This is a genomic window from Neptunomonas phycophila, from assembly GCF_001922575.1.
Classification (GTDB): Bacteria; Pseudomonadota; Gammaproteobacteria; order Pseudomonadales; family Balneatricaceae; genus Neptunomonas; species Neptunomonas phycophila.
Genome location: NZ_MRCI01000002.1, coordinates 1 through 19881, shown reverse-complemented (window position 1 = coordinate 19881; position 19881 = coordinate 1). Strand labels below are relative to the sequence as shown.

The following is a 19881-nucleotide window of genomic DNA, read 5'->3' as shown; positions in this document are numbered from 1 at the left end:
CAATCAAACAACAGGGCATGTTATGCGCGCACTTTTTAATTGGACAGGTTTAGTCATCGCTATTGGTTTACTTTCGGCATGTAGCCAGGAGAAAGTTGTTATCACTCCTCCACCCGAGCCTGTTCCTCCACCGATTGTCATTACTCCGTTAATTACTCTAGAAAATGCCCTACCCGTTGCTAAAGGCGGCCGTGGTCCTGTAGGCACTAACATTGACTTTGTTAACTCTTCCGACGGGATTTACCAGTTTATTCTCTTCCGTACTACGGCTTATGATTCGGCGGGCAATATTATTCGTGCGCGTAAAAGCCGTGATCACAGCGCTTACCTGCGCGTTGCTGGCCCAATCATGCCTGGCCAGCGCAGCTTAGGTAACGCATGGAAAAACACATGGGCAAAGCACAATGTGCAATGTGTTGATATCGATTCGGTAGAGATCGTGTTTTCTGATGGCAGCGTTGAAGTAGCATCAGGCCAAACACTTGCCAAGCTAAACAGCACCTGCGGGTTTGATACAGCTTCGGCTAGCACGCAGTAACGGCCGGTATTACCAAAAAATGGGCCTAAGGTCGCACCTTACGCCCATTTTTTACTGGTTGTTTGCCGGGTAAGTGGGGCAGCGCTATGGTTTGGAAGGTGGCGGCATAATAGGAAACGCACTTACATTACCTTTTATGTCAGTTATTTTGGCCACGCCTTCTTTTTTGACTTCATCGATGCGTACAATCGCTTGCATAGGGATATAGCTACGGTTAACCCCCTCAAATTGCTGCTTGAGCTTATCCTCACTCGGATCAACAAGCACGTCTGAACGGCTTCCAAAAATAAAGTCTTCTATTTCAATAAACCCCCACATATCACTCTGATACACATTTTTAACAAAGATTTCGTATACCTTGTCTTGATTTAAGAACACGACACGATAGATATGATCTTGTTTAGCAACCGCCATAATGACCCCACACAGTTAAAATTCGCCAACAGCACGTAATAACAAGGGCGCTGTGGAATGAGTGGCTCGTAATAAGTGAACACCGCACACTTTATGGGGTCAAATGCTGATATTACAAGCGTATTAAGCGCTACTCATAGAGGCCTATTTCACGTATAATATCTGGTCTTTTTTTAATCGATTCACACAATCCAACCTAGGTGCGAAATGGCGAAGAAGCTATTTATTAAAACTCATGGCTGTCAAATGAACGAGTATGATTCCTCCCGTATGGCGGACTTACTAGGTGAAAGCCATGCATTGGAATTAACCGACAACCCGGATGATGCCGATGTTCTGCTGCTAAACACCTGTTCAATAAGGGAAAAAGCACAGGAGAAAGTTTTCCACCAGCTAGGCCGCTGGAAAAAGCTTAAAGCGAAACGTCCCGATTTATTAATTGGTGTTGGTGGGTGTGTCGCCAGCCAAGAAGGCGATAAAATTTTAGGACGTGCACCGTATGTGGATATGATCTTTGGTCCGCAAACCTTGCACCGTTTGCCAGAGATGATCGACCTCACACATGAAGGCAAAAGCGGCATTGTTGACGTAACCTTCCCTGAAATCGAGAAATTTGACGCCCTACCGGCTCCAAAGGTAGAAGGCGCGGAAGCATTTGTTTCGGTTATGGAAGGCTGCAGCAAGTACTGCACGTTCTGTGTTGTACCTTATACTCGTGGTGAAGAAGTTAGCCGCCCCATGAACGATGTAATCGCCGAGTGCATCGAACTTGCAGAGCAAGGCGTGCGTGAAGTTAACCTTTTGGGCCAAAACGTTAACGCCTACCGTGGCGAACTAGATGACGGCGATTATGCTGATCTAGCCGAGCTTATCCGTAACGTTGCGGCAATTGAGGGTATTGACCGTATCCGCTTTACGACATCGCACCCCGTTGAATTTACGGATAGCTTAATCGAAGCCTATGCGGATGTCCCTGAGCTAGTGAGTCATTTACACTTACCGGTGCAATCGGGTTCAGACCGTATTTTGATGGCCATGAAGCGCGGCCATACGGTATTAGAGTACAAATCTAAAATCCGTCGTCTGTTAAAAGTGCGCCCTGATCTGAGCATGTCCTCTGACTTTATCATTGGCTTCCCGGGTGAGACAGACGCCGACTTTGAAGCGACGATGAACCTGATCCAAGAGATCAACTTCGATACCTCTTTCAGCTTCATTTACAGCCGCCGTCCGGGGACACCGGCTTCTGACTTACCGGACACGGTCACAGAAGAAACCAAAAAACAGCGCCTAGAAATTCTGCAAAGCCGTATTATCCAGCAAGCCATGCAAATCAGCCGTCGTATGGTCGATTCTACCCAACGCATTTTGGTGAATGGATACTCGAAGAAGGACCCAGGCATGCTTTCAGGTCGTACTGAAAACAACCGTGTGGTTAACTTCCGCTGCAGCAATCCTGATCTTATCGGCCACTTTGCCGACGTGAAGATTGTCGAAGCCTATGCCAATTCCTTGATCGGAGAGCTCATTAGCTCCGAACTTGATACGATTCAGTAAACCGGAGCTAGACAAGCCCTATATGACCAACACATCCAATCAGGACGTTAAATTTCTATTAACGCCTTATGACGCTGACGCACTGGCTAGCCTGTGCGGTCAGCTCAACGCGCACCTTAAGTTGATTGAATCTCGACTTAAGGTCAGCATTCACAACCGCAGCAACGAATTTCAAGTAACCGGTCCAACCGAGTTAGTCGAACCCGTTGCCACACTGTTAAAGCAACTGTATTCCGACGCGTTAAATGGCCATGCGCTAACACCCGAGTCTGTGCATTTGCATTTACAGCAATCTGGTATCGAGCAACGCGTGGCAGCGCAAACTGATAACACGAGCGGTGTGGAAGTCGATGTTGTAATACGCACCCGCAAAGTACAGATCAAACCGCGCGGGCCCAATCAACAAGGTTATATCCGCTCGGTGTGGGCACATGATATTAATTTTGGTATTGGCCCTGCCGGTACAGGTAAAACTTACCTTGCTGTAGCCTGCGCCGTTGAGGCATTAGAGCGAGAAGAGATTGATCGTATACTGCTTGTGCGGCCTGCCGTGGAAGCGGGCGAAAAGCTGGGTTTTTTACCTGGTGATTTATCACAGAAGGTCGATCCTTATTTACGTCCGCTTTACGATGCTTTGTATGAAATGCTGGGTGTCGAAAAGGTTGCCAAGTTAATCGAACGAAACATTATTGAGATTGCGCCATTAGCCTACATGCGCGGCCGTACTCTTAATAACTCGTTTGTTATCCTTGATGAAAGCCAAAACACCACGCGTGAACAGATGAAAATGTTCCTCACGCGTATCGGCTTTGGCTCAACCGCCGTTATCACTGGCGATGTGACTCAAGTCGATTTACCTAAGGGCACCTATTCTGGCCTCAAGCACGCTATTGAGGTACTCGACGGCGTTAAAGGTATTGGTTTTACGCATTTCTCATCTAAAGACGTAGTGCGTCATCCGTTGGTTCAGCATATTGTTGAAGCCTACGACCGATTTGATAAAAAGCACAATAACGAGAACCATCTATGAGCCTCTACGTTGATATTCAACGCGAAGCCGACGCCAGCGACATCCCTAATGATGCTGAGTTTAGCCAATGGGTAACCTTGGCACTGAAAGGCCGACGCGGTCGTGGTGAAATTTGCATACGCATTGTTGAGCCCGATGAGAGCCAAACACTTAACAATAGCTACCGCGGCAAAGACGCTCCGACTAACGTTTTGTCTTTCCCGTTTGAAGCACCACCGGGTGTTCCTAACGATATTATTGGCGATTTGGCCATTTGTGCTGATATTGTTCGCCAAGAAGCTCAAGAGCAAAAAAAGCCACTATTGCACCATTGGGCGCACATGGTTATCCATGGCTGCTTGCATCTTATCGGATTCGACCATATAAATGACTCCGAAGCACAAGAAATGGAAGCGTTAGAAACAGAGCTACTCGCTACCTTAAATATTCCTGACCCTTATCTTCAAGGAGAATGAGGATCCGCTATGAGTGAAGATCGATCGGCACAACCCCGAAGTTGGTTCGGGCGCCTTACCCAAGCTTTTTCTGATGAACCTAAAACACGTCAAGACGTGTTGGAATTGCTGCGCGAAGCAACCGAGGAAAACGTCCTTGATTACGAAGCGTTAAACATCATAGAAGGCGCCATGCAGGTGTCCGAAATGCAAGTTCGGGATATCATGATCCCGCGCTCACAGATGGCTGTAGTTAATGCAGAGCAAACGCCCAAAGAGTTTCTTCCACTGATCATTTCTAGCGCCCACTCGCGCTTCCCCGTGATTGGCGAATCTCCTGACGAAGTTATAGGGGTGTTACTGGCAAAAGATCTGCTCCCGCTTATTATCGAAGACAACCAAGAAGAATTCGATATTTATAGCAAGCTTCGCAAAGCAACGTTTATCCCTGAAAGCAAACGCTTAAATACATTGCTCAAGGAGTTTCGTGCTACCCGTAATCACATGGCTATCGTCATTGATGAATACGGTAGTATTGCTGGCCTGGTTACCATTGAAGATGTTCTTGAACAAATCGTCGGTGAGATAGAAGATGAGCACGACGTCAACGACAGCGAAGGTAATATTCGCCCCTTTGATGAAAACGCTTACATCGTAAAAGCTCTAACCGAAATTGAAGACTTTAACGAGTATTTTGATGCTTCCATTCCCGATGACGAGTTCGATACCATTGGCGGCATAGTCACTCGACGCTTTGGGCACTTACCGCGCAAAGACGAAGAAGTCACGATTGATGGATTTGTGTTCAAAGTTTTATCATCGGACACGCGCCGGATTCGTTTATTACAGGTTAAACGTAAATAACCAGACACTAACTGTTGGGATTTACTTTATTTAGCAACCTAAACTGTAGGATATCGTCATGCCTTTTTACGGGCGCGCCTTATTGGCATTGTTTGCTGGCGGGTTAACACCGCTGGCCTTTGCTCCTTTTCACTGGTGGCCGCTCATTCTCGTCACACCAGCTCTCCTTTTTTTATTACTCAAAGACCAAACCATTAAACAATCTACATGGCTTGGCTGGCTATTTGGCTTGGGCTTGTTTGGTACGGGTGTTTCTTGGGTGTATGTCAGCATTCATACCTTTGGCGGCACCCCAATGGTGTTTGCCGTGCTCATGACCGCCGCATTTGCGGCTGGGCTGGCGCTATTTTTTGCATTACAAACTTACTTGTATGCGCGCTGGTTTTCCCGCCCGGGCTTTACCGTCGCCGGGTTTATAGGTACTTGGATACTATTCGAATGGCTACGCAGCTGGGTGTTCACGGGCTTCCCATGGCTGTATCTAGGTTATGCCCTATTAGACACTCCCTTTGACGCTACAGCACCTATCGGTGGAGTTTGGCTAGTGAGCCTAATATCCGTCACGCTCAGCACCTGCTTTTGTGCATTATTAACCACTCGCGAGATCGCACAGCGCATTTTATGTGCAATAACAATTTCGGTACTGTGCCTGACACCATTGCTAGAACGAGATTGGACCTCTCCCGTCGGCAAGCCTTTTGATGTCGATGTGGTGCAGGCAAACATACCGCAAAATCAGAAATGGGATCCGAGCTACCTTCCGGATTTTTTAATGCGCTACGTTAATCTCACTCATGAGCAAACACGAGCGCCGGTAGTTGTTTGGCCTGAAACGGCTATACCAGCCCTGTTTAGTGAAGCATCACCTTATGTATACATGCTGATATCCGAGATGGAAAAAGACGGGCGCACGCTAATCAGCGGTATTCCGTCACTTGTACTGGATGCCGAAAGCCCGGATGGGTACCGCATGTATAATAGTTTGGCCGTGTTAACCGGCGATGGCGATCTCTACCATAAACAGCGCTTAGTGCCCTTTGGTGAATATGTGCCGTTTCAAGATGTCATGCGAAAAATTGGCGGGTTCTTTGATTTGCCGATGTCGAGCTTTAGCTTACCTGCTCCCGAACAAGACCCACTAAACACCGATTCCATGGCTATCGCCGCTGCTATCTGTTACGAGATTGCCTACCCCGAACTGGTGCGCGTCATGGCAATGAAAAGCGATTGGCTCGTAACAGTCTCGAATGACACCTGGTTTAGCCACACCATCGCGCCTGCACAGCATTTACAAATAGCCCAGATGCGAGCACTGGAAAACGGCCGCTGGCTGGTGCGTAGCACTAATAATGGTTTAACGGCCATTATTGATGATAAAGGGAAAATCAGTATGCAAATCCCTCCGTATCAAGAAGCCGTATTACATGGATCTATCCAAAAACGAACAGGTATTACCCCTTATCAACGCTGGGGCGTAGCTCCTGTACTTGTCATCAGCTTTGTTTTGCTGATGATTGCTTATGGCTGGCGCAAAAACAGGGCACAGTAAGGGCGCCCTGTTTACGTGGAAATTTGGCACTAATGCCTTCGTTAGTGTGCTATGTTCTGCGGTTGTGCATTAGCAAAGGCCACCACATTTTCAAAAGCAATATTGAAGTAAAGCTCGTAACTGTTTTTCTCGACATAGCCAAGGTGTGGCGAACATAGTGCATTAGGCAGAGATAACAGAGGTTCATTCTGTAGCGTTGCGGGCTCTATATCATATACATCAATGGCTGCTCGCTTAGTCGGCTTGCGGATTAACTCCTGCAATAATGCGCCTGGCTCAACCAATTCTGCACGGCTGGTATTAACGAACAAAGAGTCTGCTTTCATTCGTGCTAAATCAGCCGCGGTCACACACCCTTTGGTAGCCTCATTAAGGCGTAAGTGTAGACTCAACACATCAGCATCGGCAAAAAACGCTGCCTTACTGTTAGCCACTTGCCAGCCATCAGCTTCGGCCTTTATACGCGACGGCTCTCGCCCCCACACCAATACATTCATATCAAATGCCTGTGCAAAACGAGCTATACGCTGACCTATTTTACCGTATCCCCAAATACCCAAAGTTAAGCCGCTCAAGGTTCGCCCTAAGCCAAGAGAAGAACCTTCCCCACCCGATTGCTGCCAATACCCCTGTGACAACTGATCACAATAAGCCGGGATATGTCGTGATGCAGCCATTATTAGCCCCCAGCATAACTCAGCAGGCGCCACTGGTGAGCCAACGCCTTCGGCAACGGCTACGCCATATCGTTTGCATAAGGCTACATCGATATGGTTGCTGACTTTGCCTGTTTGGCTAATCAATTTTAGGGCGGGAAGCTTGGATAAAAGCGCTTCACTAATGACAGTTCGCTCGCGGATCAAAACCAAGGCTTCGACACCGGCTAACTTCTGCGCCAACGCATCAATATCCGTATAAGTTTCATTTAGCACCATCACTTCGTGACCTTGCAACACAGAAAAACAATCGAGGTTGACTACCGCATTTTGGTAATCATCTAGCACAGCTATTTTCATAAAGATTCTGCTCCTGTTATGTGCGTCCGCTTAATCGACATTAAATACAAATCAAACGATCAGCATTGGCGGGAGAAACTTTTGTTATTAATTCAGCGTTGATTACATCATTAGCAGCGACTCGCTGGCTAGCCTGTTCTGGGGTCAAGCCAAGACTCACATGACGGCCTGTAACACGACGGTTTGACTCATCCAGCGAAATATTGATAAACCAGCTTTCATCAAACACGTGCGTTTTAAGATTGCACCACGGTGACTCATCCAACAATAAAAAACTGCCTTCAACAATGATGACACGGTGCTGGCGAGAGAGGTGTATATCATTCTCGACAGGATCACCAACGCCGTGGTCAAAACTCGGGAAACAACCTTCCCCTTTCTGGCGTGCCGTTACTAAGTCAGCCACTAGCTTGTCGGCATTGAACGTAAAAGACGCTCCCCGCCTTACATGCATATAAGTGGGATTATCCATAGTATCGAGTTCATGGCGATAATAGTGATAGCCGTCTTGGGGAATCACCAACAGTTGCTCACCGATTTGTGCTTTTAACTCCTGTGCGATCGTACTTTTCCCGCTGCCGGGCGCTCCGGCTAAACCAATCCACAGTTGCTGGTTATGCGCCAAGCTCGCCATACGATGACGAAGAATGTTGGCTAATTCAGTATATGTATCCATTTTTTATGCTCTATTGTGCTGCTCATGATATATAAGCATGCAAAGCATACGCTCTCCAGCCAAAAACAAAGATATTTCACCTGAGTAAACCTAGGTTAATTCCTTGTCGCCGCGTCGACATTACTATGGCGCCATCAATCACACAGACTAGGACGCCATCATGTCTCTTCCACTGAGTTTACTGTCATACCTTACCGACCTTGGACTGGAGATCCCAGATAGGCTAACGCTTGCGTTTACAACACGATTACAGCAACGACATGTGGAACGCTATACCTTCAATAGTTTAGCGGCATTACTGCGGGAAGATATTTCTCTTGATATAGATGATATTAGCCAAAAGCTGGTGACTCGCGGTTACGGAGGCTATTGCTTTGAGCATAACAAACTCACATTTGAGTTATTGAAAGCGTTGGGCGGCGATGTAAAGCTGATGCTAGCTAGGGTGCTCAACAACCAAGATATCAATGCCCCACGCACACACCGAGTGAGTCTCTTAACGCTGGATAATCATAGCTATCTCATCGATACAGGCTTTGGCTCTAACGGCCCTATTGCGCCTCTCTTACTTAAAACAGATATAGAGCAAAAGGCTGGCATTGATACCTATCGATTGATTCAAAAAGCCCCTCAAGAATACGATTTACAAATTCGGCAAGCCGATGGCTATTTTACATTGTACCGCTTCGATTTAGCCGAGTACTCCGATGCTGACTGTACGTTAGGGCACTTTTATTCGCACAAACATCCGCAAGCCGCTTTTGTAAACAATCTAGTAGTCAGCATTAAAACCGCTGAACAGACTACACTACTTAAAAATCAGAATTTTACGATTAAAAATGCCAGTGGGGAGCACACTCAAGCCGTTACAACCGCTGCACACTTGGCAAACCTATTCGCCAGTGTATTTTCTATCAGTCTAGCTCCCGAAATCAGTGCGCATCTGTTTGACCGTGTTATCGCACCCCGTTTAAGTGAGCATTCGCTATGAATCAGCTGATGTATTTATTACTGTGGGCGTGGCTGATGGCGTCTTCTTTTATCATCTCAGGGAATATGTCAGCCTATGCGAGTCCTTTGGCGACGTCGTGCTTTCGCTTTTTGTTAGCTCTATTGTGCATCGTCCCCTGTCTTATTATCAGCTGGCGTCGCACTGGGCTTCACTCGCCAACCGAGTTCAAACGCCTATTCAGTAAACGGTCGCGCCTACTCCACTATGTGTTCATCAGCGGTACGTTGGTTGGTTTTTTTATTGGACTTTTCCTGGCGTTAGAATCTACCACACCGTTAAACACTTCAGTGTTATATACACTGGTTCCACTGATGGGCGTAGTCATCGCGCGCGTTTGGCTTGGAGAGCTTGCCTCTGGAGTCCGAATTTTTGGGTTTATAGTAGGCTCGCTAGGAGCCGTGATTGTGCTGCTCTCTAATCACAGCACGCAAACAGCAGGCTCAAACAGCTTTGTGTGGCACTCAGGAGATTCGATTTACATCGGCGCTTGTTTCTTACTCGCGCTGCACGTGGTTTCAGTGCAAAAATGGGGCCGAACACTGCCTGCATTATCTGGCGCGTTTATGATTATGCTATTTGGCACATTATGGCTGCTGCCAATTACGCTAATATGGGGGAACATAGACGAGGTTTCATGGCACCTAAGCGGTTTTTGGAGCAACATACTTTATCTAACCATCTTTACGACACTACTCACGTTTGTGCTACAGCAACGCTTAGTAGTTTTAGCAGGCGCCACTCGATTACTGGCTATGTCTTATACCATACCTGTCTGGGTTGCTTGCTACACTAGCGTGAGCCAGTCATCATTCTCATCGCTTCTGAGCACGCACTTTATCAGCGGCCTTCTATGTATTGTTATTGCTTTGTTATTGATTGACGGAACATATTTTACATTGGCAAGCCGAAAACGGCGCCTGATTAACACCAAGGAAATCCCCCATGGATCGCACTCAACTACAAGATAGCTTTAGGGCCTACTTTTCGGACATGGGTTACCAAATAAAGTGGGAACGTTTTTCGCTAACCCTCGATATCCATGTTATCCGCAAGGGAGATTATCTTTTTCAACAAGGCGATCATGCCAATAAACTTTACTTTTTACACAAGGGCTTGATGAGGTATGTGAGCGTTTCAGATACCGGCAAAGAGTTCACTCAGACCTTTGCTAAAAGCCCTCGCATCATCGGTTCTACACGATCTATGGTCACTCAAGCACCGGTGCTGTTTGGTATTCAAGCCCTAGAAGACAGTGTTGTAATCTCCTATCCATGGCCAACATTCTTCGAACAGCTGCAGCACGATAAAAGCTTTTTATCTTTTTACATCCACTTTTTGGAAAATATTTTTATTACCAAAGAAGAGCGAGAAAGCGCTTTTGTGAAAGAAACGGCAGAGCAGCGTTACCTTAACTTTTGTGCTGATTATCCCGAACTAAAAGAGCGCATCCCGCTGCAACAGATTGCATCCTATATAGGAATAACACCCGTTGCTCTGAGCCGGATTCGCGCTAAACTTTCATTGAGTTGAAAAGAGTAATCGTTTGGCTTTACATTATTTTGGTTTGTACTGTCGGGAACAATACGCTCGGCTTACCTTGGCAGAGCGTAACGCCAGGTGTTTTGTTTTGCGTCCAGCGACTCGGCTACGCCACAACTTAAAACTACTGGGCTTGAGCTGACGACGCATCATCTTAATTACTTCAGACTCGCAAAGCCCATATAAGGTATCGATAGCTTCGAAAGGCGTTCGATCTTCCCAAGCCATTTCTATAATCCGCGATTCATCTACGTTATCCACGCTAACCCCTGCTCAAAACATTCACTATTGATCTAGTGAACTTACGTTTCGAGCTGGGGTTTAGATGATCTCTCAACTAACTAATATCGTACCCTTAGGCCTTATCCAGTGCTTGGCTGACATCCGCGATGATATCGTCAATGTGCTCGATACCAACCGATATTCTTACTAGATCAGGGCTCACCCCTGCTGCCGCTAACTCTTCGTCGTTCAACTGTCGATGAGTGGTTGACGCAGGATGACAAGCCAACGATTTAGCATCTCCAATATTAACCAAACGTAAGATCATCTCTAACGCGTCAATAAAGCGTGTTCCGGCTTCTATCCCGCCAGTAATACCAAAACTTAAAATCCCTGACGCTTTACCGCCCGTGATTTTTTGACAATTAGCTTGATAGGGGCTGTCGGGTAAAGCGGCATAATTTACCCACTCTACTTTCTCATGGTTTTGAAGGAATTGCGCCAACTTCTCGGCGTTTTCGCAATGGCGCTCCATCCGCAAGCCAAGTGTTTCTAAACCTTGCAAAATAAGGAAAGCATTCATCGGTGAAATAGCGGCGCCCGTATTTCTAAGCGGCACTACACGACAACGACCGATATAAGCGGCAGGACCAAGGGCTTCGACGTACACCACATCATGGTAAGACGGATCCGGCTCATTCAGCATTGGGAAACGCTCTTTATTAGCGGCCCAATCAAACTTTCCAGAATCAACGATCGCACCACCGATAGAAGTACCATGCCCACCAATATACTTAGTGAGTGAGTGCACCACGATGTCGGCCCCTAGCTCAAACGGACGGCACAGGTACGGTGTCGCTACCGTATTATCGACAATAACAGGAATGCCATGTCGATGAGCTATCTCAGACAACTTAGCAATATCCACCACATTACCAGCAGGGTTACCTATCGATTCACAAAATATCGCTTTGGTGTTCTTATCGATCGCTTTCTCAAAGCCGTCAAAGTCCTCAGCAGACACCATCCGAACGGTAATGCCCTGTTTAGGAAAGGTGTGTGCAAATAGATTATAAGTACCGCCGTACAATTGGCTTGTACTCACAATATTATCACCCGCCTCACAGATACACTGAATAGCGTAAGTAATAGCAGACATGCCAGAGGCAACAGCCAACGCGCCTATCCCTCCCTCCATTTCGGCAACACGTTGCTCTAGCACCGAAGAGGTTGGATTCATAATGCGTGTATAGATATTACCCGCCACCTTAAGATCAAACAGATCAGCACCGTGTTGGGTGTTATCAAAGGTATACGAAGTGGTCTGATAAATAGGAACCGCAGCCGCTTTGGTTGTGTCTTCCGATTTATAAGCATGATGGAGAGCGATTGATTCTAGCTTCATGATATGACTCTTCAAATTTTATATTTTTATCATTGAATACTCTCTTTTTTGAAAGAGAGTAGCGAGTATCTTGCAGTAATGCGGCTCAGCTTATCACGATTATCCAAGCGACATCATTCAGAACAACAGGTTTACACGACTACCAAGATAACAGGTAATCAATAAACCTACATTTAGCCACTCGCTAAAATATGACAACAATAAATACTATGATATGAAGTCCAATGTAAGCATTAAGCGAGGCTGTTTGTCAGCTACAGCAGGGGAGCGATGGACTAACCCGGCATTCTCATTACCGACCCACAACTCCCCTTTCAATAAAGCCACATCTCCCTGATTAAGCTGCTGAATATCTCGACTACTTCGATAAAGGCCAGATTTGGCATCCACTTTACCCAAATTACCCGCCCCTAGTTTTGAGCGATCAACATCTTTGTCGGCGAGCCATTCAGTCGCAACTCCCTGATAAGTCGTAATAAGACGGCACGGGACTTTATCAACATGAAACCGAGGACACATGGCCTGGTTAAGCACACTAAAGCGGAGCCCCGCACGCTTTAACTCAAATAGGCAAAAAAACATATCCACTAAGAGCGCAACATCTTCACTGATGATATCCGCCCCGTCAAAACGCCCAAGCGCCTCTATGACAGCTTCATAGGTGCAATCAGGCGTCACGGTCATGACAGATTTAAAATAAGTATTTGTTGTCAAAAAACGAGCTACGCTTTCTTGCAGTGCATCATTAAGCTTACGCTGCCATATAACAATATTGGTATCTTCTTGATAGAAATCTATAAACGAAGCCGGATGCTCGCCTATAACTGACCGGCGAGCGTCGGGAGGTTTAGGCACATTTAAATGAGTTGGAACAGCGGCATTCATGCTTGCTCTCCCCACGCAGGAAACGGATCATTCAGAGCCATCCAGTAGCGCTTTCCTTTTAACACCTCCTCTTCTGATAAAAGGCAGTCATTCAACGCGCTTGTCATTGCCTCTTTATCCAGCTGCTGACCTATAAACACTAACTCTTGTCTCATATCGCCAAACGGCTCAACCCATTTATTCTCTATAGACTCAATAAACTCATGATCTTCAGGCCAACGATCTTTTGGAATGGCTTTCCAGAACATGCCTGCAAAACCATATCGGGCGATACCACCCGCTTGACTCCACTGTCCAGCAAACTCAGGGCGAGTTGCTAACCAAAAATACCCCTTTGAACGGATTAACTTACCGAAACGCTCCGTGTTATGGAGCAACTGATAAAACTTTTCTGGATGAAACGGCAAGCGCGCCTGATAACTAAAACTACTAATCCCATACTCTTGCGTTTCTGGGACATGTTCTCCGCGCATTTCCTTAAGCCAACCCGGAGCTTGTTGTGCACGTTCAAAATCAAAAAGACGCGTATTAAGAATCTGGTCAATATCCACTTGCCCTTGCTCAATCGGTAAAATCCGGGCGCTCGTATTGAGTGTTTTAAGGATGGCAGTTAGCCGCTCAAGCTCTGAGGCATCTATCAGATCGGTTTTACTAATCAGAATTACATCAGCAAACTCGACTTGATCGACTAGCAAGTCAGCAACGCTTCGCTCATCCTCTTCGCCCAATGACTCGCCTGAGTCTTGCAGGTATTGAGCTGCTTCATAGTCTTTTAAGAAGTTAACCGCATCAACAACAGTGACCATGGTATCAAGCACCGCCACATCCGATAATGACTTACCATCCTCATCAGCAAACGTGAAGGTTTCAGCCACAGGTAGAGGCTCTGATATCCCCGTCGATTCAATAACCAGATAGTCAAACCGGCCGTCCCTAGCCAACTTAGTAACCTCTAAGAGCAGATCTTCACGTAATGTGCAGCAAATACACCCATTACTCATTTCTACTAATTTTTCTTCACTGCGGTTCAGAGAAACCTCATTCTGAACGATCGAAGCGTCGATATTAACTTCACTCATATCATTTACGATAACAGCCACTTTTTTTCCACTGCGGTTATTTAAAATGTGGCTTAAAACCGTTGTTTTACCAGCGCCGAGAAAGCCCGACAGCACAGTAACCGGTAGTCGCTGTTCAAACATACATTGCATCCTTAGAAAATAGATATCTAATATATGTTATAACATAACATTAATACTTTAAACCAGACTCAAACAAGAAGAGTGTTATCAACACAACTTCGATTACGCCAATGCGAATATGAAATACGAATAAAAAACGATTCCTGCAGCTAAGCACCACCACAGCAACTGCAGAAACATTATCGATAATATGAGTATTGGGTAAAAATATGTTTACCTTCTCAGTAAAGGCGTGCCTTACTGAGAAGGTAGGCTGTCTAACACGAGTGGTTAAACGTGAAGTACTTCTTCGATTTCGTATTCAACGATCCCGCCAGGTGTTTGAATTCCCGCTATATCGCCTTCAGATTTACCAATAAGACCGCGCGCAATTGGTGAGTTTACCGACAGCTTGCCAATCTTAATATTTGCTTCATCATCTCCAACAATCTGGTATTTAACCGTTTCATCAGTATCACAGTTAACAATAACAACTGTAGTACCGAAAATAACTTTACCCGTATGTGGAATAGCAAGCACATCAATAACTTGAGCGTTTGATAACTTGCTTTCTAGCTCCTGAATACGGCCTTCGACAAAGCCCTGCTCTTCACGAGCAGCATGGTACTCAGCGTTTTCTTTCAGGTCACCGTGCTCACGCGCATCCGCAATAGCTTGGATAATACGTGGGCGATCAGATGTTTTTAACTGATCAAGTTCTTTTCGCAGCGCTAATTCGCCACTCACCGTCATGGGTACACGACTCATGAACTACTCCTTTAATGCAGATCCTGTAGCCGACGAACTTCTTTCTCTTCGCCGTACTCTAATGCCTTCACAATCGCTTCAGCGCCTGCCAATGTCGTTGTATAAGGAACCTTATGCTGTAACGCACTGCGACGGATTTCAGATGAATCAGCTATCGCTTTACGGCCTTCCGTTGTATTGACTACGTAAACAACCTCGTGGTTCTTTATCATATCAATAATATTAGGACGACCTTCGGCGACTTTGTTCACAATACTGACATCAATGCCATGTTCTTTGAAGAAAGCAGCAGTACCACCGGTTGCAACCAGCGAAAAGCCCAATTCAATCAGCGATTTAGCAATAGGCACTGCACCGTCTTTATCGACATTACGAACAGAGATGAACGCCTTACCAGGCTTAGGCATTTTTTCACCCGCACCTATTGTCGCTTTCATAAAGGCTTCACCGAAACTTTCACCCGTACCCATTACTTCACCAGTAGATTTCATTTCTGGAGAAAGAATAGGGTCAACGCCTTGGAACTTGTTAAACGGGAAAACAGCTTCTTTTACATGGAAATACGAAGGAATTATCTCTTCTGTAAAACCTATCTCAGCTAGCTTTTTACCTGTCATAACTAAAGCGGCAACTTTCGCTAACGAAACACCAATACATTTAGATACAAAAGGAACCGTACGTGACGCACGCGGGTTTACTTCGATAACGTAGATTTCGCCGTCTTGGTAAGCCAACTGGCAGTTCATTAAGCCAACAACGCCTAACTCAATCGCCATTTTTTTGACTTGCTCACGCATCTGGTCTTGCACGTCTTTTGACAGACTGTACGGCGGGAATGAGCAAGCCGAATCACCTGAGTGCACACCTGCCTGTTCAATGTGCTGCATGATCGCGCCAATAACAACCGTTTCACCGTCAGATACGGCATCAATATCAATTTCAACAGCAGCATTCAAGAAGCGATCTAATAAGACTGGCGCTTCATTCGACACCTGGACGGCTTCGTTCATGTAGCGGCGAAGCTCTTCTTCCTTGTACACGATTTCCATCGCACGCCCACCCAATACATAAGAAGGGCGAACAACCAGAGGATAGCCAATTTTCTTGGCTTCGATGATAGCCTGCTCTAAAGAACGAACAGTAGAGTTCTCTGGCTGCTTAAGCCCCAAACGCATGAGCATCTGCTGGAACTGTTCACGGTCCTCTGCACGATCAATCGCTTCTGGAGATGTACCAATGATCGGCACACCAGCCTGTTCAAGCGCAACAGCAAGCTTGAGCGGTGTTTGACCACCAAACTGAACGATTACACCGACAGGTTTTTCTAGATGAACAATTTCTAACACATCTTCTAACGTGATCGATTCAAAATACAAACGATCAGACGTATCGTAATCAGTAGAGACGGTCTCTGGGTTACAGTTAACCATAATGGTTTCGTAACCGGCTTCACGAGCGGCTAGTGCAGCATGCACACAGCAGTAGTCAAACTCGATTCCTTGACCGATGCGGTTTGGCCCGCCACCAATAACCATGATTTTTTCACGGTCAGAAGGGTTAGCCTCACACTCTTCTTCATAGCTAGAGTACATATAAGCTGTATCTGTAGCGAATTCAGCTGCACAGGTATCGACGCGCTTATAGACAGGACGAATGTTCAACGCATGACGATGCTTGCGGAACTGTTTCTCACTAACACCCAATAGAGTAGACAAGCGAGCATCAGAGAAGCCTTTACGCTTTAGGCGATAAACGGCATCAGCGTCAAGCTCATGTAATCCCATCTTACTGACGCGTTCTTCGTCTTTGATCAAATCTTCTATTTGCACCAAGAACCACGGATCAATGCCAGAGTATTCGTATAACTCTTCAACCGTCATTCCCATACGGAAACCGTCAGCAAGATACCAAATACGCTCTGCGCCTGGTTGCTTCATTTCACGAATAATATCGGAGCGTGCATCTTCACTTTCTAGATCAACAATCGGATCTAATCCAGTCGCACCAACTTCTAAGCCACGTAGCGCTTTTTGCAAAGACTCTTGTTGCGTACGACCAATAGCCATGACTTCACCTACAGACTTCATCTGCGTTGTGAGGCGGTCATTAGCTTGCGGGAATTTCTCGAAAGTAAAGCGAGGAATCTTGGTTACTACGTAATCGATAGACGGCTCAAACGAAGCGGGTGTAGCACCACCTGTAATATCGTTTTGCAACTCATCTAATGTGTAACCAATCGCTAACTTAGCAGCTACTTTAGCGATAGGGAAACCTGTCGCTTTAGAGGCCAAGGCTGATGAGCGTGAAACACGAGGGTTCATCTCAATTACAACCATACGGCCATCTTCAGGGTTCACACCAAACTGAACGTTCGAACCACCAGTTTCTACGCCTATTTCACGCAAAACAGCAAGCGATGCATCTCGCATGATCTGGTATTCTTTATCTGTCAGCGTTTGAGCCGGAGCAACTGTAATTGAGTCCCCAGTGTGCACGCCCATAGCGTCAAAGTTTTCAATCGCGCAGATAATGATACAGTTATCGTTCTTGTCTCGAACGACTTCCATTTCGTACTCTTTCCATCCAATTAACGATTCATCTATTAACAACTCGTTAGTTGGCGACAGATCAAGTCCACGCTCACAAATTTCTTTGAATTCTTCAACGTTATAAGCAATACCACCACCTGATCCACCCATTGTGAATGAAGGGCGAATGATGCATGGGAAGCCCAATTGCGCTTGTACTTGAAGCGCCTCTTCCATGCTATGCGCGATGGCAGAACGAGGACACTCAAGACCGATATTTTTCATCGCCTTATCAAAACGATCTCGGTCTTCTGCTTTATCGATGGTATCCGCATTCGCACCAACCATCTCAACACCAAACTTTTCTAAAACACCTTCGCGTTCAAGATCTAACGCACAGTTAAGCGCTGTCTGACCACCCATTGTAGGTAGTAAAACATCTGGACGCTCTTTTTCAATAATTTTGGCAACTGTCTTCCAGTTAATCGGCTCAATGTATGTTGAGTCCGCCATCGATGGATCTGTCATGATGGTTGCAGGATTAGAGTTTACCAAAATAACTCGGTAACCTTCTTCACGCAGCGCTTTACACGCTTGTGCACCTGAATAATCAAACTCGCAGGCTTGTCCAATAATAATTGGGCCTGCACCAAGGATCAAAATACTGTTAATGTCCGTGCGTTTTGGCATTGTATAAACCGGTCAAATCAAATTACTTGGCTAAGCCGCAAAAGTTGCTACTTAGGCGTATTTACGTTTTCTCATTTCTGCAATAAAGCGATCAAACAGAGGAGCCACATCGCGTGGTCCTGGGCTCGCTTCTGGGTGCCCCTGGAAACTAAATGCAGAGCAGTCCGTACGCTCAATACCTTGCAAAGAGCTATCAAAAAGAGACTTATGAGTTGTACGCAATGTTTCAGGCATTGTGGACTCATCAACAGCAAAGCCGTGGTTTTGGCTGGTGATCATCACCTTTTTAGTAGACACGTCTTGGACAGGGTGGTTGGCACCATGATGACCAAACTTCATCTTAACGGTTTTTGCTCCTGAAGCTAACGCGAGGAGTTGATGCCCTAAACAAATACCAAAAACAGGGACATCAGCGGCACAAACTTCTCGAATCGCTTTGATAGCGTAATCACAAGGTTCTGGATCACCGGGGCCGTTTGATAAGAAAACGCCATCGGGAGACATAGCGAGGACATCACTAGCAGGTGTTTGCGCCGGAACGACCGTCAATTTACAGCCACGCTCTACCAGCATACGCAGGATATTGCTTTTTACACCGTAATCATAAGCAACAACATGGAATGGTAGGTCTTGATCAGACTTATCCACATGACCTACACCTAACTGCCATGTAGATGAACGCCATTCATAAGATTCTTTAGTGGATACTTCTTTTGCTAAGTCCATTCCCTTAAGACCAGGGAATGCTTTAGCTGCCGCTAGCGCTGATTCTTCATCAACGTTGCCAGCCATGATACAGCCATTCAAAGAACCTTTTTCACGTAAAATGCGGGTTAATCGACGTGTATCAATATCTGCGATTCCAACAATATTGTTGTCTTTTAGATATTGATCTAGGGTCTTCTCTTTCCTAAAGTTGCTAGCAACTAAAGGTAGATCACGAATAACTAGGCCGGAAACCCACGTCTGAGAGGACTCAGTATCTTCATCATTGGTTCCCACATTACCAATATGAGGGTATGTCAACGTAACAATTTGGCGACAGTATGATGGATCCGTGAGAATTTCCTGATAACCGGTCATGGAAGTATTAAAGACAACTTCCCCGCTAGACTGACCGTCTGCGCCAATAGCAATACCCTTGAATACACTACCATCTTCAAGAGCCAGAATGGCTGGTCTCGTCAATTGAACCTCCCCCGCGTGCGCTGCGACTATACAGAAAACTATGTGACACCTGTAAAAAAGCGAGGTCATCCCTCGCCTATTACGGAATTAAATGTGGTTAGCATTTGAGCAGCTAAACCGGCGGTATTTTAGACTAAGCAGCCGTAGCTGTCCATGAAACGCTTACATCGCCGCCTCATGAGATAAACTTTGTTCAGAAAATACAGGCTTAGCAGCAAACGCTGCCCTTACCCATAACGAAAAAACCCCTGACTGCAGCGCAATCAGGGGTTCGGTATAAAAGCTTGGCGATGACCTACTCTCACATGGGGAGACCCCACACTACCATCGGCGCTAAAGCGTTTCACTACTGAGTTCGGGATGGGATCAGGTGGTTCCACTTCGC

The 19881-nt window shown here is 46.1% G+C and carries 19 protein-coding genes and 1 rRNA gene; 9 read left to right on the top strand and 11 right to left on the bottom strand.

Annotated features, from left to right (window positions below):
* Positions 1 to 22 precede the first annotated feature (22 nt).
* Entirely contained in the window at positions 23 to 538 is a 516-nt protein-coding gene (locus BS617_RS13975; protein ID WP_075173617.1) for a hypothetical protein, read from the top strand.
* Between the two features lie 84 nt (positions 539 to 622).
* Here the strand turns inward: BS617_RS13975 and BS617_RS13970 are convergent, their stop codons facing one another.
* Positions 623 to 952, bottom strand: coding sequence for a DUF1820 family protein (locus tag BS617_RS13970; RefSeq protein WP_075173616.1), 330 nt, complete (start codon positions 950 to 952; stop codon positions 623 to 625).
* Positions 953 to 1159: 207 nt separating this feature from the next.
* On the opposite strand from BS617_RS13970, the gene miaB reads away from it, so the two are divergent.
* The 5 genes from miaB to lnt are packed head-to-tail and all read left to right on the top strand — an operon-like array spanning position 1160 to position 6386.
* Positions 1160 to 2509, top strand: a complete 1350-nt coding sequence (gene miaB, locus BS617_RS13965) for a tRNA (N6-isopentenyl adenosine(37)-C2)-methylthiotransferase MiaB (RefSeq protein WP_075173615.1) — start codon at positions 1160 to 1162, stop codon at positions 2507 to 2509.
* Between the two features lie 22 nt (positions 2510 to 2531).
* On the top strand, positions 2532 to 3539 hold the full coding sequence (locus BS617_RS13960; protein ID WP_075173614.1) for a PhoH family protein: 1008 nt from the start codon (positions 2532 to 2534) through the stop codon (positions 3537 to 3539).
* Complete coding sequence (gene ybeY, locus BS617_RS13955; RefSeq protein WP_075173613.1) at positions 3536 to 3994, top strand: rRNA maturation RNase YbeY; 459 nt, start codon at positions 3536 to 3538, stop codon at positions 3992 to 3994. The genes BS617_RS13960 and ybeY overlap by 4 nt, the downstream gene beginning before the upstream one ends.
* Before the next feature lie 9 nt (positions 3995 to 4003).
* Positions 4004 to 4837 carry a CorC family transporter gene (locus tag BS617_RS13950; RefSeq protein ID WP_075173612.1) on the top strand — a complete coding sequence of 278 codons (834 nt, stop codon included), beginning with the start codon at positions 4004 to 4006 and terminating at the stop codon, positions 4835 to 4837.
* Positions 4838 to 4895: 58 nt separating this feature from the next.
* Positions 4896 to 6386 carry an apolipoprotein N-acyltransferase gene (lnt, locus tag BS617_RS13945; RefSeq protein WP_075173611.1) on the top strand — a complete coding sequence of 497 codons (1491 nt, stop codon included), beginning with the start codon at positions 4896 to 4898 and terminating at the stop codon, positions 6384 to 6386.
* Between the two features lie 41 nt (positions 6387 to 6427).
* On the opposite strand, the gene BS617_RS13940 is transcribed toward lnt, so the two are convergent.
* Together BS617_RS13940 and BS617_RS13935 are read right to left on the bottom strand one after the other, a co-directional pair.
* The gene (locus tag BS617_RS13940; RefSeq protein ID WP_075173610.1) at positions 6428 to 7402 is read right to left on the bottom strand and encodes a D-2-hydroxyacid dehydrogenase family protein; all 975 of its coding nucleotides are present in this window, start codon (positions 7400 to 7402) and stop codon (positions 6428 to 6430) included.
* A 40-nt stretch (positions 7403 to 7442) separates the two neighbouring features.
* Positions 7443 to 8078 carry a nucleoside/nucleotide kinase family protein gene (locus BS617_RS13935; protein ID WP_075173609.1) on the bottom strand — a complete coding sequence of 212 codons (636 nt, stop codon included), beginning with the start codon at positions 8076 to 8078 and terminating at the stop codon, positions 7443 to 7445.
* A gap of 160 nt (positions 8079 to 8238) precedes the next feature.
* Between BS617_RS13935 and BS617_RS13930 the strand changes: the two genes are divergently transcribed.
* The 3 genes from BS617_RS13930 to BS617_RS13920 are packed head-to-tail and all read left to right on the top strand — an operon-like array spanning position 8239 to position 10620.
* A complete protein-coding gene (locus tag BS617_RS13930) occupies positions 8239 to 9069 on the top strand; it encodes an arylamine N-acetyltransferase family protein (protein ID WP_075173608.1) in 831 nt (276 codons plus the stop codon).
* Positions 9066 to 10058, top strand: coding sequence for a DMT family transporter (locus tag BS617_RS13925; RefSeq protein ID WP_075173607.1), 993 nt, complete (start codon positions 9066 to 9068; stop codon positions 10056 to 10058). The genes BS617_RS13930 and BS617_RS13925 overlap by 4 nt, the downstream gene beginning before the upstream one ends.
* A complete protein-coding gene (locus BS617_RS13920) occupies positions 10033 to 10620 on the top strand; it encodes a Crp/Fnr family transcriptional regulator (protein ID WP_075173606.1) in 588 nt (195 codons plus the stop codon). Before BS617_RS13925 ends, BS617_RS13920 begins: the two co-directional genes overlap by 26 nt.
* Positions 10621 to 10644: 24 nt before the next feature.
* Here BS617_RS13920 and BS617_RS13915 read toward each other — a convergent pair whose 3' ends face one another.
* The 8 genes from BS617_RS13915 to rrf all read right to left on the bottom strand — a co-directional run.
* Entirely contained in the window at positions 10645 to 10890 is a 246-nt protein-coding gene (locus BS617_RS13915) for a TIGR03643 family protein (protein ID WP_083610103.1), read from the bottom strand.
* 94 nt (positions 10891 to 10984) lie between these two features.
* Positions 10985 to 12256, bottom strand: coding sequence for an O-acetylhomoserine aminocarboxypropyltransferase/cysteine synthase family protein (locus tag BS617_RS13910; protein ID WP_075173605.1), 1272 nt, complete (start codon positions 12254 to 12256; stop codon positions 10985 to 10987).
* Positions 12257 to 12463: 207 nt separating this feature from the next.
* Positions 12464 to 13141 carry a DUF1826 domain-containing protein gene (locus BS617_RS13905; protein WP_075173604.1) on the bottom strand — a complete coding sequence of 226 codons (678 nt, stop codon included), beginning with the start codon at positions 13139 to 13141 and terminating at the stop codon, positions 12464 to 12466.
* The gene (gene zigA / locus BS617_RS13900; RefSeq protein ID WP_075173603.1) at positions 13138 to 14343 is read right to left on the bottom strand and encodes a zinc metallochaperone GTPase ZigA; all 1206 of its coding nucleotides are present in this window, start codon (positions 14341 to 14343) and stop codon (positions 13138 to 13140) included. Before zigA ends, BS617_RS13905 begins: the two co-directional genes overlap by 4 nt.
* Before the next feature lie 270 nt (positions 14344 to 14613).
* Complete coding sequence (gene greA / locus BS617_RS13895; RefSeq protein ID WP_075173602.1) at positions 14614 to 15090, bottom strand: transcription elongation factor GreA; 477 nt, start codon at positions 15088 to 15090, stop codon at positions 14614 to 14616.
* 11 nt (positions 15091 to 15101) lie between these two features.
* Positions 15102 to 18308 carry a carbamoyl-phosphate synthase large subunit gene (carB, locus tag BS617_RS13890; RefSeq protein ID WP_075173601.1) on the bottom strand — a complete coding sequence of 1069 codons (3207 nt, stop codon included), beginning with the start codon at positions 18306 to 18308 and terminating at the stop codon, positions 15102 to 15104.
* Between the two features lie 51 nt (positions 18309 to 18359).
* On the bottom strand, positions 18360 to 19496 hold the full coding sequence (gene carA / locus BS617_RS13885) for a glutamine-hydrolyzing carbamoyl-phosphate synthase small subunit (protein ID WP_139303210.1): 1137 nt from the start codon (positions 19494 to 19496) through the stop codon (positions 18360 to 18362).
* Positions 19497 to 19778: 282 nt separating this feature from the next.
* Positions 19779 to 19881: ribosomal RNA gene (gene rrf / locus BS617_RS13880) — 5S ribosomal RNA — on the bottom strand; the annotation flags it as partial.

Excerpts from the sequence above, each read along its gene's own strand:
- BS617_RS13975 (WP_075173617.1), top strand. The coding sequence starts at position 23 with ATGCGCGCACTTTTTAATTGGACAGGTTTAGTCATCGCTATTGGTTTA.
- ybeY (WP_075173613.1), top strand. The coding sequence starts at position 3,536 with ATGAGCCTCTACGTTGATATTCAACGCGAAGCCGACGCCAGCGACATC.
- carB (WP_075173601.1), bottom strand. The coding sequence starts at position 18,308 with ATGCCAAAACGCACGGACATTAACAGTATTTTGATCCTTGGTGCAGGC.
- miaB (WP_075173615.1), top strand. The coding sequence starts at position 1,160 with ATGGCGAAGAAGCTATTTATTAAAACTCATGGCTGTCAAATGAACGAG.
- zigA (WP_075173603.1), bottom strand. The coding sequence starts at position 14,343 with ATGTTTGAACAGCGACTACCGGTTACTGTGCTGTCGGGCTTTCTCGGC.
- BS617_RS13950 (WP_075173612.1), top strand. The coding sequence starts at position 4,004 with ATGAGTGAAGATCGATCGGCACAACCCCGAAGTTGGTTCGGGCGCCTT.
- BS617_RS13940 (WP_075173610.1), bottom strand. The coding sequence starts at position 7,402 with ATGAAAATAGCTGTGCTAGATGATTACCAAAATGCGGTAGTCAACCTC.
- BS617_RS13925 (WP_075173607.1), top strand. The coding sequence starts at position 9,066 with ATGAATCAGCTGATGTATTTATTACTGTGGGCGTGGCTGATGGCGTCT.
- BS617_RS13970 (WP_075173616.1), bottom strand. The coding sequence starts at position 952 with ATGGCGGTTGCTAAACAAGATCATATCTATCGTGTCGTGTTCTTAAAT.
- greA (WP_075173602.1), bottom strand. The coding sequence starts at position 15,090 with ATGAGTCGTGTACCCATGACGGTGAGTGGCGAATTAGCGCTGCGAAAA.
- BS617_RS13920 (WP_075173606.1), top strand. The coding sequence starts at position 10,033 with ATGGATCGCACTCAACTACAAGATAGCTTTAGGGCCTACTTTTCGGAC.
- lnt (WP_075173611.1), top strand. The coding sequence starts at position 4,896 with ATGCCTTTTTACGGGCGCGCCTTATTGGCATTGTTTGCTGGCGGGTTA.
- BS617_RS13935 (WP_075173609.1), bottom strand. The coding sequence starts at position 8,078 with ATGGATACATATACTGAATTAGCCAACATTCTTCGTCATCGTATGGCG.
- BS617_RS13905 (WP_075173604.1), bottom strand. The coding sequence starts at position 13,141 with ATGAATGCCGCTGTTCCAACTCATTTAAATGTGCCTAAACCTCCCGAC.
- BS617_RS13960 (WP_075173614.1), top strand. The coding sequence starts at position 2,532 with ATGACCAACACATCCAATCAGGACGTTAAATTTCTATTAACGCCTTAT.
- BS617_RS13930 (WP_075173608.1), top strand. The coding sequence starts at position 8,239 with ATGTCTCTTCCACTGAGTTTACTGTCATACCTTACCGACCTTGGACTG.
- BS617_RS13910 (WP_075173605.1), bottom strand. The coding sequence starts at position 12,256 with ATGAAGCTAGAATCAATCGCTCTCCATCATGCTTATAAATCGGAAGAC.